The 14,337-nt window shown below is 61.6% G+C and carries 15 protein-coding genes; 1 reads left to right on the forward strand and 14 read right to left on the reverse strand.

Going from position 1 to position 14,337, the window contains the following annotated elements; genetic code table 11:
• Positions 1-9: 9 nt before the first annotated feature.
• The 13 genes from ACSQ8V_RS29760 to ACSQ8V_RS29820 are packed head-to-tail and all read right to left on the reverse strand — an operon-like array spanning position 10 to position 11,808.
• Complete coding sequence (locus ACSQ8V_RS29760; protein WP_436208161.1) at positions 10-1,239, reverse strand: NAD(P)/FAD-dependent oxidoreductase; 1,230 nt, start codon at positions 1,237-1,239, stop codon at positions 10-12.
• A complete protein-coding gene (locus tag ACSQ8V_RS29765) occupies positions 1,232-2,197 on the reverse strand; it encodes a VOC family protein (RefSeq protein ID WP_436208162.1) in 966 nt (321 codons plus the stop codon). Before ACSQ8V_RS29765 ends, ACSQ8V_RS29760 begins: the two co-directional genes overlap by 8 nt.
• A 10-nt stretch (positions 2,198-2,207) precedes the next feature.
• Entirely contained in the window at positions 2,208-3,698 is a 1,491-nt protein-coding gene (locus ACSQ8V_RS29770) for an aldehyde dehydrogenase (RefSeq protein ID WP_436208163.1), read from the reverse strand.
• A 20-nt stretch (positions 3,699-3,718) separates the two neighbouring features.
• The gene (locus ACSQ8V_RS29775) at positions 3,719-4,543 is read right to left on the reverse strand and encodes an aspartate dehydrogenase (protein WP_436208164.1); all 825 of its coding nucleotides are present in this window, start codon (positions 4,541-4,543) and stop codon (positions 3,719-3,721) included.
• Complete coding sequence (locus ACSQ8V_RS29780; protein WP_436208165.1) at positions 4,536-6,203, reverse strand: thiamine pyrophosphate-binding protein; 1,668 nt, start codon at positions 6,201-6,203, stop codon at positions 4,536-4,538. The genes ACSQ8V_RS29775 and ACSQ8V_RS29780 overlap by 8 nt, the downstream gene beginning before the upstream one ends.
• The gene (locus ACSQ8V_RS29785; RefSeq protein WP_436208166.1) at positions 6,196-6,993 is read right to left on the reverse strand and encodes an SDR family oxidoreductase; all 798 of its coding nucleotides are present in this window, start codon (positions 6,991-6,993) and stop codon (positions 6,196-6,198) included. Before ACSQ8V_RS29785 ends, ACSQ8V_RS29780 begins: the two co-directional genes overlap by 8 nt.
• A complete protein-coding gene (locus ACSQ8V_RS29790) occupies positions 6,990-7,853 on the reverse strand; it encodes an IclR family transcriptional regulator (protein ID WP_436185360.1) in 864 nt (287 codons plus the stop codon). The genes ACSQ8V_RS29785 and ACSQ8V_RS29790 overlap by 4 nt, the downstream gene beginning before the upstream one ends.
• Positions 7,850-8,728, reverse strand: a complete 879-nt coding sequence (locus ACSQ8V_RS29795; protein ID WP_436208167.1) for an alpha/beta fold hydrolase — start codon at positions 8,726-8,728, stop codon at positions 7,850-7,852. The genes ACSQ8V_RS29790 and ACSQ8V_RS29795 overlap by 4 nt, the downstream gene beginning before the upstream one ends.
• A gap of 4 nt (positions 8,729-8,732) precedes the next feature.
• A complete protein-coding gene (locus ACSQ8V_RS29800; protein WP_436185362.1) occupies positions 8,733-9,260 on the reverse strand; it encodes a cupin domain-containing protein in 528 nt (175 codons plus the stop codon).
• Between the two features lie 52 nt (positions 9,261-9,312).
• The gene (locus tag ACSQ8V_RS29805) at positions 9,313-10,068 is read right to left on the reverse strand and encodes an SDR family oxidoreductase (RefSeq protein WP_436208168.1); all 756 of its coding nucleotides are present in this window, start codon (positions 10,066-10,068) and stop codon (positions 9,313-9,315) included.
• Positions 10,061-11,131: an aromatic ring-hydroxylating dioxygenase subunit alpha gene (locus ACSQ8V_RS29810; RefSeq protein ID WP_436208169.1), complete on the reverse strand. Its 1,071-nt coding sequence runs from the start codon at positions 11,129-11,131 to the stop codon at positions 10,061-10,063. The genes ACSQ8V_RS29805 and ACSQ8V_RS29810 overlap by 8 nt, the downstream gene beginning before the upstream one ends.
• A gap of 31 nt (positions 11,132-11,162) precedes the next feature.
• On the reverse strand, positions 11,163-11,489 hold the full coding sequence (locus ACSQ8V_RS29815; protein WP_436208170.1) for a recombinase-like helix-turn-helix domain-containing protein: 327 nt from the start codon (positions 11,487-11,489) through the stop codon (positions 11,163-11,165).
• Position 11,490: 1 nt separating this feature from the next.
• Complete coding sequence (locus ACSQ8V_RS29820; protein ID WP_122179916.1) at positions 11,491-11,808, reverse strand: non-heme iron oxygenase ferredoxin subunit; 318 nt, start codon at positions 11,806-11,808, stop codon at positions 11,491-11,493.
• A gap of 358 nt (positions 11,809-12,166) precedes the next feature.
• On the opposite strand from ACSQ8V_RS29820, the gene ACSQ8V_RS29825 reads away from it, so the two are divergent.
• On the forward strand, positions 12,167-13,300 hold the full coding sequence (locus tag ACSQ8V_RS29825; protein WP_436208171.1) for a porin: 1,134 nt from the start codon (positions 12,167-12,169) through the stop codon (positions 13,298-13,300).
• 57 nt (positions 13,301-13,357) lie between these two features.
• On the opposite strand, the gene ACSQ8V_RS29830 is transcribed toward ACSQ8V_RS29825, so the two are convergent.
• Positions 13,358-14,269, reverse strand: coding sequence for an IclR family transcriptional regulator (locus ACSQ8V_RS29830; RefSeq protein WP_436208172.1), 912 nt, complete (start codon positions 14,267-14,269; stop codon positions 13,358-13,360).
• Between the last annotated feature and the right edge of the window lie 68 nt (positions 14,270-14,337).

The following is a 14,337-nucleotide window of genomic DNA, read 5'->3' on the forward strand; positions in this document are numbered from 1 at the left end:
TCCATGGGGTTAAGCGAGCGCCTTGCTCGTATCGGCGAGGGTCGCGACGTCGATCTCGCGGCCCTGGCTCATCCACTTGCGCGCGAGCTTCAGGTCGCGCGGCATGTTGATTGAAATCACGCCGCGGATAACGCCCGCTTCCAGAAAGAAAAGACTCGCGCGGCGCGCGTTCAGGTCGCCGCGTATGACCGGTTCGATACCAGCGGGAATGTCGCCGAGGATCTGCAGGTTCACGTCGTATTGGTCGGACCAGAACCACGGAATTTCCGCATAGGGCTCGCGCGTGCCCATCAGCGCGCGTGCGGTTGCTATCGCCTGATTTTGCGCGTTAGCCCATGATTCAAGCCTCACGCGACGCTTGAGCCACGCGTTCGGATGGTTCGAGACATCGCCGCAAGCGAAGATGAGCGGGTCGGATGTTGCCCCGAATTCATCGACCACGATGCCGTCGTTCACATCGAGCCCCACCTCTTGTGCAAGCACCGTATGAGGCGCCAGGCCAATCCCCGCGACCGCGAAATCCGCATCGAGCGTGCTGCCGTCCGCGAACGAGGCGCGCACCCCTTGCTCGTGATCGTCCAGCGCGACGAGCAACGCATCGAGCCTTACATCGACACCATTCGAGCGATGCAACGCCAACAGGAAATCCGACACCGTTTGCGGCAACGAACGGCCGCACAGACGCGCCGCACCTTCAATGACGGTCACCTCCACGCCCAGCTTGCGCGCCGTCGCCGCCACCTCGAGGCCGATCCAGCCGCCGCCGATCACGAGCACGCGTGCACTCTTTCGCAGTCTCGCGCCAAGCGACACGGCGTCGTCGAGCGTACGCAGATAGGCGATGTGCGATGTCCTCACAAGCGATTCCGGCAAGCGCCGCGCAGCACCGCCGGTCGCAATCACCAACCGGTCGTACCGTACCTCGCGGCCCCGCGATGTACGCACGATCCGTCGTTCGCGATCGATCGCCACGGCGCGATCCGGCTGCCATGCTTCTACGTTCAGCGCCGCGAAGTCATCGGATGAAACCAGATGAACCGTGTCGATATCGGCGTCACCGGAGAGCACCGCTTTCGAGAGCGGCGGCCGCTCGTACGGCAAGTGAATCTCGTCGGCGATCATCACGAGGCGCCCCGTGAAACCGTCCTTGCGCAGCGTCTTGACGATCCATCCCGCCGCCTGCCCGCCGCCGATCACCACAACCGTATGCAGCTCGCTCAATGCCAGATCGTCAGCCATTTTTACGCTCCGTCATGAACTTCCCTTCTGGTGCCTTCGCGTTCTTTTGCCGGCGCGTGTTGCCGTCGAGACCGCCGTCGACCGCCCATTCCGCGAACACCGTCGGACCGGGTTCGAAATCGCGCGGCTGCCAGTCGGGCGTGAGCACGTCTTCATCGGCGTAGTACTCGATCAATCCGCCAGCGGGATTCTGGAAGTACCAGAAGTACGCGGACGACACCGGATGCCTGCCGGGCCCGAGTTGCGTCGTCCAGCCGCATCGGCTGATATGCAGGCCCCCGCCGAAGACTTCATGGATATCGCGCACGGTGAACGCGACGTGATTCAGTCCACGCTTGCCGTCGGGGAGTTGCAACAGGAACAGGTCGTGATGTCCGCCGTGCGGCGCGCAACGCATGAACGCGCCGCGCCCCGGATAGCGGTCCGACGTCTCGAAGCCAAGCAGGTCGTGATAGAACTTTTCCTGTTCGGCTACGCAATTCGTGAAGAACACGACGTGACCAACTTCGATAGGTTCCGCGCGTTCATACACGGGGCTCGGCGTATTGATGCGCAGATCCTGACCCCACACATTCGAGGGCGAACCCTTGATATCAAGCGTGCGCTTGCGCGTGACTTCAACGCGGATAGCCATGCCGTTCGGGTCGATGCAACCCACCGCATCGCTGGTTTCGAAGTGACCCGGTTGACCCGCGAACTTCCCGCGCAAAGCGTCGAGTTCCGCAACGCTCGCGACACCCCATGTCACTTCGCGCAGCGTCGGACCCGGTTCGAAAGCGGGTGGGAGCGCTGGATCGTTTGCATCGACGACCATGATCGTGCAGCCGTTCTGCGCTTCGAAACGCGCGTGGGTTTCGTCGTGCGCGACTTCTTTCAGGCCCCAGTCGCTGAAAAATGTCCTGCACGTTGCGAGGTCGGTCACGCCGTAGGTGACCTGTTCAATGCCAAGAATAGTCATGACTCGTTTCCTAGTTGGCCCACGGCAGCGGAGCGTCGTTCATGCCCCAGTAAAGGCTCTTCTGCTGCATGTATTCGCGAATACCGAGGTGGCCCTTTTCGCGTCCCATGCCGCTGTCCTTCCAGCCGCCGAATGGCGTCGAAATCGAAAATTGCTTGTATGTGTTGATCCAGACGGTGCCGGTTTCCAGCGCGCGGCCCACTCGCCATGCGCGTTTGTAGTCGTTCGTCCAGATGCCGGCTGCGAGCCCGAAGACGCTGTCGTTGGCTTCGCGCATGAGCGACGCTTCGTCGTCGAAAGGCAGCACGACGAGGACCGGCCCGAAGATTTCTTCCTGGCAGATGCGCGCCTCGTTGGTCAGGCCGTCGAGGATCGTGGGCGAGTAGAAGAAGCCTTGTTCGCGGTTCTCGCCTGCGGGACGTTCTCCGCCGCACAGCAGCTTGCCGCCCTCTTCCAGTCCGAGCGCCACGTAGCGCTCGACCGACTCGCGATGCTGGCCCGTGATGAGCGGCCCCATCTGCGTATCCTCGCGCGACGGGTCGCCCACGCGCAGGCGTTTCGCGCCTTGCACCAGGCGCGTGACGAACGTGTCGTAGATCGAGCGCTGCACGAACAGGCGCGAACCCGCGATGCACGACTCGCCCGATGAACTGAAGATGCCGTACAGCACGCCATTCACGGCGTGGTCGATATCGGCATCGGCGAAAACGATGGTCGGCGATTTGCCGCCCAGTTCCAGAGAGACTGGCATCAGCTTGTCCGCCGCCAGCCGCGCGATCCCGCGCCCCACTTCCGTACCGCCGGTGAACGCGATCTTCCTGACCAGCGGATGGCGCACCAGCGCGTCGCCGACAATCGATCCCTTGCCCGGCAGAACGCTCAGCACGCCCTTGGGCACGCCGGCCTCTTCGCAGATGCGGGCAAGCGCCAGCGAAGCCAGTGGCGTCACCTCAGCGGGCTTCAAAATGACTGCGTTGCCGGCGGCCAGCGCCGGTGCGAGCTTTTGCGCATCGGAAGCGATGGGGGAATTCCACGGCGTGATTGCCGCCACGACGCCGAGCGGTTCATGCACGCTTATCGTCATGAAGTCACCGCGCGAAGGCGTGAGCGATTCTTCAAGCGTCTCGACGCACGCGGCGAAATAGCGGAACGTGTTGGCCGCGCTCGTGACCAGTCCGCGCGTCTCGGTGATCGGCTTGCCGTTGTCGCGGCGTTGCAGTTGCGCGAGCGCTTCATGGCGCGCGGTGATCAGGTCAGCAATGCGATGCAGCACGGCCGCGCGCTGATGCGGTTTCAACCCCGCCCAGTTCGACTTGCGCCAGGCCGCATCGGCCGCTTCGACGGCCTCGCGGGCGTCGTCCGCGTTGGCGGCGCTGATCTCGGCGTTGATCGACTGGTCGGCCGGGTACAGGCTCGTGTAAGCCGTGCCGCGACCGGCGCGCCATTCGCCGCCGATCAGGATGTCGCTCGATACAAGAAGACTGGATTCGGGAGAGTTCATTAAAGTGTCCTTCGGGTCAATCAAATTACGCAGCGCGCTGCACGGTTGCGCAGGGCACGGATCGCGCTGAACGCCGTCAGCGCGGACGTCTTGGGATTGTCAGGAAGCGGCTTGCCGCACATTTCCAGCGACATCTCGCCAAACGCGCCCCGCGCCACGATTCGATGCACGTTGCGTTCCACGCGCGGGTCCGCGATAAGCCGCACGATGGTCTGATCCAGACCGAGACCGGCCAGCGCGATGGTCGCCGCAACGTTCGCGTTCTTCGGATAGAGACGCGCCGCATCACGCGCACTGCCTTCGAAAATCACGCGTTCTTCAGTCATGTTCAACAGATCGAACAAGTCTTCCGCCGGCGTGCCGAGCCAGCCCGAGGGGGGCTTGCGGCCCGTGTACAGCACTTCGTCAAGGCCGCCTTCGCGGGCGGCAGCCAGCGCATCGACGCCGCCGATAGCCCCGGACAACAGCGTCAGCGTGGCCTCGCCTTCATCGGCGGCGCTCGACAATGCATCAAGCAGCAGCCCGTCCGATAACGCACCAATCGATGCCACCGCGCAGTCCGTCCCCGCTTTCAGCAGCGGCACCACGTGATCGAGCAGCGCGCCATGTCCCGCGCATTCCAGCGCGAAGTGCGGACGGCGGCTGAGCGCATCGACGGACGACACAACGTCGACGTCCCGGCCGACTTGCGCGCGCACTTCCGCCGCGTGGCGCGACGGCACGATCACATGCGACACGCGCACGATCGGATCGGACGCCATCGCGCGATACACCGCCGAGCCGATCGCGCCGAAACCGATCATCGCGACATCGACGGGTACGGTGTGGCCATGGGCGTCACGCATATTCAGGCTCCTTCGGCTCTTCCTTCTTGACCGGCGGACCGGCGAACGCCGTCGCAAACGAACCCACGGACACCATGTCCACCTCGATCATCACGGGGCCGGTTTTCTCATAGCCTTGACGGATGATTTCTTCCGCCCGATCCAGCGAGGTAATACGGTGGTGGGTCATGCCGAAGCTTGCACAGAACTGTGCGAAATCGGGTTGATGCAGATCTACGAACATGCGCCGGCCGCCGTATTGCGCGTCCTGGATGTTGCGGATCACGCCATAGCACTGGTCGTTCATCAGCACGATCATCACGTTCGCGTCTTCCTGCACGGCCGTCACGAGTTCACCGACGTTCACCATCAAGCCGCCGTCACCGACGAGACATATAGTTTTCTTAGCCGGGTGAGCCAGCGCCGCGCCGATCGCCATCTGCATCCCCTGACCGATGCCGCCGCCCAGCGCATGCACGCCCGAGCGCGGCTCGAAGACTTTCAGGAGGCGATTGCCCCACGTGCTGTTGGAAATCGTGACGTCGCGCACCCAGTTGTAATCGCGGCCGATCACGCGTTGCAGTGATTCCACGAGACGCTTGTACGGGCCCAGGCCCTTGGCCACATCGGCTATCGCGGTTTCGCGCGCGGCCGCCAGATCGCCGGCGAATGACGGATCAATTTTCAAATGGCCTTCAAGGCGCGTCGCGAGTTCATCGAGGATGGACAGCGAATCGCCATGCACGAACAGTTCGTTCTTATAGCCGCGGTTGTCAGAGCACGCATCGGCATCGATCCGATACAACGGTGTCGGCAACGCCAGCTTGTACTTGAGCGTCTCATTGCCGCGCAGACGTGAACCGACCACAAGCATGGCGTCGCAGGTTTTGTAGAAGCTCTCCACGGCCGGATGCACATTGAACGCGCCGAGCGTGGCCGGGTGATCTTCCGGGACCACGCCGCGTCCCTGCACGCTCGTCACCACGCCAAACCCCAGCGCAACAAGCCGGTCCACAGCATGGCGTGCGTGCCGCGTGCCGCCGCCAAGCCACAGCAACGGACGCTTCGCGCGCATCAGCGCCTGGGCCAGTTGTTCGACACGCGCGCTGTCATGCGTGAGCGTGCTCACGTGAGGGGCGGCGAGATCGGCCGGCCATTCGATTTCAGCCGCCTGGATATCGATGGGAATCTCGACGCTCACCGGTCCGCTCGGCGCGGTGAACGCGACGCGCACGGCCTCACGCACGGTGGCGAGCGCGGTGTCGACCGAGCGCACGCGAAACGCCGCTTTGGAAATCGATGCCAGCATGGAAAGCTGGTCCGGCGCTTCGTGAATGTAAGCCAGGTCCTGATCGAGAAATTGCGTCTCGATCTGGCCGGTGATATGCAGGAGCGCGGTGCCCGCCGTCAGTGCTTCGACCATCGCACCGGCTGCGTTGCCGGCGGCCGTTCCCGTCGATGTAAACGCAACGCCGAGGCCTCCGGAAACACGCGCGAGGCCATCGGCCATGTTGAGCGCGCCGGCTTCGCCGCGTGCGCCGACGTAGCGAATCTTGCCGCGCGTACCAATGGCATCGAGGATGGGCATGTTGTGGATCGAGATCACGCCAAAGGCCGTGCGAACGTCGCATTGTTCGAGAAAAGCGGCGATCACTTCGCCAACGGTAGTGGTGTTAGACATGACGTGCAAACCCTCCGGAAACATCGATATGGCTCCCCGTCGTATAGGACGACAGGTTCGTGGCCAGATAAAAGAGTGCCTGCGCCGCTTCTTCGGGACGTCCGAAGCGGCCAAGCGGAATGTTTTTCTTGCGTGCCAGTTCAGCCGTCCATGCTTCCCAGCTCTGACCGTCCTGCGCCTGAGCCGCGTGCCGACGCCGCCATTGACCCGACTCCACGATGCCGATCAGGATCGAATTGACGCGAATGCGCTGAGGCGCGAGTTCGGTAGCGAGCGACTTGACGAGACTCAACACCCCGGCGCGTGCCGACGATGTCGCGACCATATGCGGCTCGGGTTGCAGCGCAAGCAGCGAATTCACGCAGACAATTGACGGCGCCGGTGCGTCGCGCAGCATCGGCAGGAACGCGCGAGTCGGACGAATGATGCTGAAATACTTGAGGTCGAGTTCATCGCGCCAGGCTTCGTCGGTGGTATCGGCGAAGGTGGACACGCGGCCCTGACCTGCATTGTTCAGCAGCATGTCGGCGCGGCCGAAACGTTCAGATACCTTCGTGGCAAATGCTTCGACATCCTGTGCATCGAGCACGTCGCATTGCACAGTGAGCAATTGAGCATCGGAGAACTGACTGCTCAACTGTGCTTTCGCAGCTTCGAGCCGCGTGGCGTGACGTCCGCAAATTGCCACCGATGCCCCGGCGCGCAGGAACAGTTCCGCTGTCGCCAGGCCGATGCCCGACGAGCCGCCGGTGATCACGGCCACCTGGCCGGTGAGGTCGATCTGGATCATGATTTCAGTCCTAGCGATTTCAGATATTGGCTTTGCGTACCCGGCCGGTAGTTCAGGCGCGAAGACAACTCGGCCGCTGCATGACGCACCTTGTCCACCAGGCCGGTGTCCAGCAGCGTTGCATCGATTTCCGGCCGTGGAATCGTGGTCGTGATTACCGCGACAATGCGGCCCGTGTCGTTGCGCACCGGCGCCGTGACAACAGATATGCCGCGCTCAAACGATGACTGGCTGATCGCATAACCGCGCTCGGCATCAGCGCGAACCATGTCGTACAGCGCCTCGACCGTTTCCGGCGTGAGCCGCGTAAAGCGATCGAGCACGGGCTCGGGATACAACGCACGCAGTTCATCGAGGGAAAGATCTCCCATCAGCACGTGACCGTGCGTGGTCGCGTGGGCAGGCAACCGCGTACCGACATTGACCTTGACCGAACTGAAAATCGGCTCCTGGCTTTGGGCCTTCGCCACGAACACGACGTCGCGGCCATCGCGAATCAGGATGTGGCTCGTGAGCCCGGTCGAGGTGCGCAACGCTTCGATGATCGGCAAGCCAAGATCGGTCAATTCCAGCGAGCTGAGATACTCGAAACCCAACCGCAATACTGCAACGCCCAGTCTGTAGTTGCGATCCTTGTCCGCCCGTTCGAGGAAGCCCAGCGATTCAAGCGTCTGCAACAGCCGGAATACGGTTGTGCGCGGAATCTTCAGGCGTTTCGATAATTCCGGCGCACCGAGCACCGGCTCGCGCGGTGAGAATTCGGCCAGGATCTTCAAGCCGCGTTCGAGTCCCGGCACGATGTAATTGCCATCGTCCTTCTCAGCGTCGTCAGCCGTTCTGGCGAGGGTCCCGAGTGTCATTGCGTAGCTCCCATACATTGCGCGCTGAACGCCTCGATCAAGGCGCTGTAGCGCACCGGCGCTTCGATATAGCCCGCATGACCCGCACCCGGAATCACTTGCAGGCCGACGTTGGCGGCTTTCGCGATCTGTTCGCAGGCAGCGGGCGGTGTGATCGTGTCTTCGGCGCCAACCGCGACCGCTATGCGGCCGTTGTAGTGCGTCAGGTCAGACGCCAGATCCGCGTTGGCGAGAAGATGCGTCGCCTGTGCGTAGCCGGCCGGGTTGATACGCGCCATGTTCCATCGCACCCACTCTCGCGCTTCATCGTCCGCACCGGCCGACACCATGTTCGCGCTGCGCTTTTCAGCCAAGCCCTGCGGCCCGAGTTCAGCGAGCATCGCAAGGCGCGCATCACGCTTCTCTTCACGTACGTGCGCCGGTGCCGCGCCGTATCCCGCTGCCGGCGACAACAGCAATAGTCCTGCTACGCGCACCGCCTCGCGGGCCGCGAACGAACCCGCGATGAGTGAGCCGAGCGAATGGCCCACGAGGACGCAGCGCTCGATCCCGAGTGCATCGAGCCAGTCGCTCAACGCGTCTGCATAGTCCGATGCCACAGGTGATGCAGGCTCAACGTGGCTCGACTTTCCATACCCCGGCGCGTCCCACGCAAACACCTGATGTGCGTTTCCCAGCGTCTCCAACTGGCGCACCCAGGATGCCGCGCCCGAGCCAATACCGTGCAGCATCACGATCGGCATGGCGCTCAGGTGCTTGTCACCTTTGTCACCCGCCTCGCGATAACCGATCGTGCGTTGCGCGGTATCAACGCGTTGCTCGGGGAAACGAACCAGCGCGTCAGCGTGAGTAAGTGTGAAAGCAGACGATGTCATCGGCTTAACGCTTCAGCTTGGCCAGCGGAGAATCGGGCGGATACGTCGGCGTGATCGGCTTGGCCGCGCCGAGCATCACGCACATGAGCGCGTCTTCATCGCCAATATTGATTTCCGTGCGATACACGCCCGGCGGCACCGAGATCAGGTCACGCTCGCCGACAACCGTTTCCCACGACTCGCCGTCCTTCTCGCACACCACTTTCATCTTTCCGCGAATCACGAAGAAAATTTCTTCGACGTCCATATGAATATGGCTCGGGCCGATGTTGCCGGCCGGAATGACCATGGTGGAGAACGTGAAGCCGCCGGCCGGAACCGTGTTCACGTCCTTCGCTACCCCGGTGCCGCCCGTCCCGACATAACGCATCTGCGCCCGGCGATACTTCGGGTCGTAATCCGCCTGGAACTTCAGTGCGTCCCAGTCGTACTTGCGCGTTTCAAGACGTGCGACGCGTGAGTCCATCCATTGGGCAAAGCTCGCTTCTTCCGGCTGTTCCCACGACTTGCGTTCGATATCCGTATCGGCCATTGATTGCTCCTTCAAGGTGTTGAGTTCGTTACTGCCTGAGTGAGTGACTGAATCAGTTCATGACGAAGCCGCCGTTCACCGGCAATAGCTGGCCGGTGACGAAGCGCGCTGCATCGGACAAGAGAAACAGGACGGGGCCGTTGACGTCATCGGGAACCTGCGCACGATTGAGCGCGCGGCCCTTGAGGTAATACTCGTGGCGTTCGGCCGGCACGTAGGCGGTCGCCTCGACTTCGGTCAGCCCGGGCGCAATGGCGTTCACCGTGATGCCATGCGCGCCGAACTCGCGGGCAAGCGTCCGGGTCATCGCGATGACGGCGCCCTTGCTCGCCACATAGGCGAGCAATTTAGGCGCGCCCCACAAGGCCGTATCGGAAGCAATATTCACGATGCTGCCCCGCCCTGAGTCACGCAGATGCGGCATGGCTGCAACACTAATGAGCCAGGTTCCGCGAACGTTGACGTTCATGACGGCGTCCCACGTCGCGGTGCTCAGTTCGTCGGCGCTCTTGCCGCCCGAATTCGTGATCGCCGCATTATTGATAAGCCCATCGATGCCGCCCATCAATTCGGCGCTCGTCGCAACGCACGCCTGAATGCTCACTGGATCGTTCAGATCGAGCGGCACGAAGTCCACGCGATGACCCGCTTCGCTCAGTGTCTTCGCAAGCGTCCGGCCTTCGTCTTCCAGCACGTCGCCAAACGCCACGCGCGCACCGGCTTGAGCCAGCGACGTGACGAACGCAGCGCCTAATCCGCGCGCGCCGCCGGTGACAAGAATGCGGCGTCCGGCGAGCGCGTCACGCATGACCGTGCTCCGGCTGTTGCGCTTTCAGCGCATCGAGCGCGGCAAGATGTTGTTGCGCGCGTTGCTTGAACAGGCGGCGCACGCGCGTCATGCCAACATCGTGCTGATACAGAAACTCGTGGTCACGCGCGTTCGGCGCCATGCTTTCGAGTACGTATCTGTCCTGTTCCAGCACCGCCCAGTGCAACCCTTCAAGACGATTGCGATACATGAATTTCCACGCATCACGCTGCCAGCCCGAGACCTTGCGGGTACGCCAGAAATAGACCTGGCAATGGTTTTCATCGACAGGAACCGCGAAGCCGATGATTCCAAAGTTGCCGCCCGGACCGAACTTCTTCTTGTACGGAATCGCAAGACGCATCCACAGACAACCCGTTTCACCGATCTCGACCCAGTCGAAATTCACGTCGCGCTGGCCGACCTTTTCGAACATCAAACCGGTCTCCGTCTTGCGCACACGCATGTCGGCCTGCTTGTCGCCATCGGCCATGGAGTGGGACGTGGCGTGCAGATATGCGCCATGCATCGGGTCCATGACGTTGTCGATTGCGTACTGGTAATTGCACTTCCAGTGCGACATGCACAGGAAGCTCGCGTATTCCTCGCCAACCAGTTCCTCCGGCAATTGCAGCGGTGCGGGTTCCTTGTTGGCGTCGTCGCCGAACCAGAGAAAAATCGCGCCCGCATGTTCTTGCGCCGGATACGACTTCACGCACTTCTGCCCTTCAAGCGGACACGCGGACACGGCTGGCACCTTCTGCACAGTACCGCTGCCATCCACCTCGATACCGTGATACCAGCACGCCACGCTGCCGCCGAGATTCCATCCAAGCGACAGACGCGCGCCGCGATGCGGGCAACGATCTTCAAGCGCATGAACGTGGCCTTCGTTGTCGCGCCACAGCACGATCTGATCGCCCAGGCGCGTCAGGCCGATCGGCGCGTTCGCCACTTGCCAGCTCGGCGCGACGGGGTACCAGTAATTACGCAAGCCTCGATCGAGATACGCCTGAACCGGTTCGATCTCAACGGCCACGTTATTTGTATTGGGGGACGTCATTCAATACTCCTGATATTGATAGGGGCGGCGTTCAATCGGCCAGCGTGCGGAACTCGGCGGCGAGCCGCTCTCCGGTCCACGCAGCACCTTCGGGCGTGCGAAAGCCGATACCGTTCAAGCCGTCGGCAACCTGATCGAGCTCGACCGCGCCTGCATCGAACACGCGTTCGAGTGCGTCGCCGAAGTCGTTTTCGTATTGCGTGGGCTCGGCCTTGCGCGTTTGCCAGATAAAGTTTTCAGTCTCGCCCGGCTTTTCGATCACGCCCTTGCCGGCCACGTTGTTCGGTTGCGGCGCAAGCCACGGCTTGAGCGAGGGATTGAAGTTGATGGTTACTTCGCGCGCATCATTCGTTGCCATGTCATTCCACCTTGATCTGGATTTCTTCACCGGCGAGCCGGACCGCGTAGGTCTTCAAGTCGCGGCCACCGGGCTCTTTCAGGCACTTGCCCGTCGGAATATGAAAAACGGCTTCGTGCAGCGGACATTCGACCGTGTCGCCATCGACAAAACCTTGCGTCAGCAGCGCGTAAGCGTGCGGACACACGTTCTCAAGCGCATACAACTCGTCGCCCACGCGATAGATACCGACCTCCGCGCCGCCCTCGATCTTGTATTCGATCGGAGAGTCCTCCGACAGATCACCGGCATGTCCGGCGCAACGCCATTGCTCAGCCATTGCTCACTTCCTCCGGGTTTGTTTTGTTCCACATACGGAACATTGATTTACATGTGGTTATTATAGAAGCGGTTTCTCGCTGGTCAAAAATAAAAATGCGGCTCTTAGTGAAAACACTGAGACGAGCTCGAAGCAGACAATTCCCCTCTCTTGTGCGATGTGCGCGTCTATCCCGCTTTTTCTTTCAAAACAGTCAGTTACGGCCCGTTTTTGGTGCCTGCCAAGTTCGCCGGGTCACAATTTCCGATCGCACGAATTTATTTTTTCCCAGCTTGAAAACTCAATATACTTTCCATAGGCAAGACGTTGATCCATAGGTGGAACACACCAATTGATCATTCGACTTGAGGGAAAGGGAATGCGTTGGGGGCTGGTTATCAGCGCCCGCGAATCAATCGGACGATTAGGAGAACGTAAGGTGAAACACATCATCGCGGCGGGGTTGATCGGAGCGGGCGCCGCATCGGGCGCGTGGGCGCAAAGCACTGTGACGCTGTACGGCAGCCTGGATGCCGGCGTTGCATACGTCAGTAACAGCGGCGGCCATGCCAAGTGGATGGAAGAGCAAGGCAACATGCAGCCGGACCGCTGGGGCATTCGCGCGGTCGAGGATCTGGGCGGCGGGCTGAAGTCAATCGTGCAGTTGGAGAATGGCTTCTACACAACCACTGGTGCGTTTGCGAAGAGCGGTGTCGAGTGGAACCGGCAGGCTTTCGTGGGTCTCAGTTCAGACCAGTTCGGCAAGGTCACCTTGGGGCATCAAACGCCATTTTCGTTTGACTACCTCGGGCCGCTGTCCACGGGGTATCAAGCGGCAAGCTGGTATGCGTTCCATCCGGGAAATATTGACGAGCTCGCGGATACCGGCGTGGTTCCCTACGACAACTCGGTGAAGTTCACCTCGGCGAGTTATCACGGGCTCACCGTCGGCACGATGATGGGGTTGGGCAACACGACCAACTTCTCCACGGGCAAGTCAGAGGGATTCGGCGTGAATTACGTGAACGGTCCCTTTACCGCGGCCGCGACTTACTCGAATGAACATAACCGCTCGGTCTCCGTCTCGACACTCGGCTATGTGACTTTTCAGAACCAGCCGGCCGCGACTTATACCGCCGATAAAGTCGAGAACATGGGCGCAGGCGTTTCCTATACGCTCGGCAACGTGCTCATGCATGCGTTGTACACACGCGTGAAACTGGAATCGGGTAGCGTGTCCGACGTGTTCCAGAGCTACGATGCGGGCGCGACCTGGAAGGTGGTTCCGGATAACTGGATCGCGGGCGGCGCAGCCACAACGACATTCGCCGGCGAGCGTTATACGCAGTTCGAGATTGGCGACATCTATCTGCTGTCGAAGATGACGCAGGTGTATGTGAATGCGTTGTTCGAGCGCGCCAGCTCGGGGGCGAATGCGGCGCTGTACACGGCGGGCGTATCGAGCAATCGCAATCAGGTGGCATTGCTCGCCGGCATCCATCACTCGTTCTAGGCAAGCTCCAGGCAGAGCCGCCAAACAGCGTCGCGCATCTACGCGACGCTTGCCCTTTCAATCCAATTTTTCGGTGCGGCGCGTGGCCAGCTTCGCGGTGGGGTCCCCGTCAGCGGGCCGGTATCCCATTCGCATCGACAATTCGATCGCCGCGCCGCACACCGCGGTAACGAGGTCGTCCTTCTCACGCGCGGTCCCGAATTCCGAACGCGGCACCGTGACCGTGACCGCGGCGACTATGCCTCCCGAGCGTTCACGCACCGGCGCCGTCACCACCGAGATTCCCCGCTCAAACGCACCTTCGCTCGACCCATATCCCTGCGATGCACACACCCGCACCCGCGCTTCCAGTTCGCTTACCGTGCCCGGCGTCCGGTCCGTGAACTGCTCAAGACGTTTTTCCGGATAAAGCGCGCGCAGCTGCGCCAAACCCAGATCGCTCATCAGCACGTGACCGTGCGTGGTTGCATGCGCGGGAAAACGCGTGCCGACATGCACCCTCACCGAACTGAACATGGCGTCGTGACTCTGGGCCTTGGCGACGAACACCACATCGCGCTGATCGCGGATAAGCAAATGGGCATTCAGGCCGGTCGCGTCCCGAAGACGTTCGAGGATCGGCGCCGCGAAGTCAGTCAACTCGAGCGAACTCAGGTATTCGAATCCAAGCCGCAATACCGCGACGCCCAGCCTGAAATTGCGATCGTCATTGACTCGCTCCAGGAAACCCAGCGATTCGAGCGTCTGCAGCAACCGGAATGTTGTCGTGCGCGGGATGCCGATACGCTTCGATAATTCCGGCGCACCCAGGATCGGTTCGCGAGCGGAAAACTCCGCGAGGATCCGCAAGCCGCGTTCGAGGCCCGGGACCAGATAGGACGCGCCGGCGGTGGTGTCTTCGGCGCTCTCGGCAGCGTCGTTCTGTCCGTCAAGCGCGGACGTTTTTTCAGTGGTGGGTTGTTTGGGCATACCGTCTTACTCGGAATCTCGTCGGCAACTATCATAACCGACGCGATCGGCAGTTTAGACGGATCGTT

The sequence above is a fragment of the Caballeronia sp. LjRoot31 genome (assembly GCF_964253885.1).
Taxonomy (GTDB): Bacteria; Pseudomonadota; Gammaproteobacteria; order Burkholderiales; family Burkholderiaceae; genus Caballeronia.

Excerpts from the sequence above, each read along its gene's own strand:
- ACSQ8V_RS29760 (WP_436208161.1), bottom strand. The coding sequence starts at position 1,239 with ATGGCTGACGATCTGGCATTGAGCGAGCTGCATACGGTTGTGGTGATC.
- ACSQ8V_RS29765 (WP_436208162.1), bottom strand. The coding sequence starts at position 2,197 with ATGACTATTCTTGGCATTGAACAGGTCACCTACGGCGTGACCGACCTC.
- ACSQ8V_RS29770 (WP_436208163.1), bottom strand. The coding sequence starts at position 3,698 with ATGAACTCTCCCGAATCCAGTCTTCTTGTATCGAGCGACATCCTGATC.
- ACSQ8V_RS29775 (WP_436208164.1), bottom strand. The coding sequence starts at position 4,543 with ATGCGTGACGCCCATGGCCACACCGTACCCGTCGATGTCGCGATGATC.
- ACSQ8V_RS29780 (WP_436208165.1), bottom strand. The coding sequence starts at position 6,203 with ATGTCTAACACCACTACCGTTGGCGAAGTGATCGCCGCTTTTCTCGAA.
- ACSQ8V_RS29785 (WP_436208166.1), bottom strand. The coding sequence starts at position 6,993 with ATGATCCAGATCGACCTCACCGGCCAGGTGGCCGTGATCACCGGCGGC.
- ACSQ8V_RS29790 (WP_436185360.1), bottom strand. The coding sequence starts at position 7,853 with ATGACACTCGGGACCCTCGCCAGAACGGCTGACGACGCTGAGAAGGAC.
- ACSQ8V_RS29795 (WP_436208167.1), bottom strand. The coding sequence starts at position 8,728 with ATGACATCGTCTGCTTTCACACTTACTCACGCTGACGCGCTGGTTCGT.
- ACSQ8V_RS29800 (WP_436185362.1), bottom strand. The coding sequence starts at position 9,260 with ATGGCCGATACGGATATCGAACGCAAGTCGTGGGAACAGCCGGAAGAA.
- ACSQ8V_RS29805 (WP_436208168.1), bottom strand. The coding sequence starts at position 10,068 with ATGCGTGACGCGCTCGCCGGACGCCGCATTCTTGTCACCGGCGGCGCG.
- ACSQ8V_RS29810 (WP_436208169.1), bottom strand. The coding sequence starts at position 11,131 with ATGACGTCCCCCAATACAAATAACGTGGCCGTTGAGATCGAACCGGTT.
- ACSQ8V_RS29815 (WP_436208170.1), bottom strand. The coding sequence starts at position 11,489 with ATGGCAACGAATGATGCGCGCGAAGTAACCATCAACTTCAATCCCTCG.
- ACSQ8V_RS29820 (WP_122179916.1), bottom strand. The coding sequence starts at position 11,808 with ATGGCTGAGCAATGGCGTTGCGCCGGACATGCCGGTGATCTGTCGGAG.
- ACSQ8V_RS29825 (WP_436208171.1), top strand. The coding sequence starts at position 12,167 with ATGCGTTGGGGGCTGGTTATCAGCGCCCGCGAATCAATCGGACGATTA.
- ACSQ8V_RS29830 (WP_436208172.1), bottom strand. The coding sequence starts at position 14,269 with ATGCCCAAACAACCCACCACTGAAAAAACGTCCGCGCTTGACGGACAG.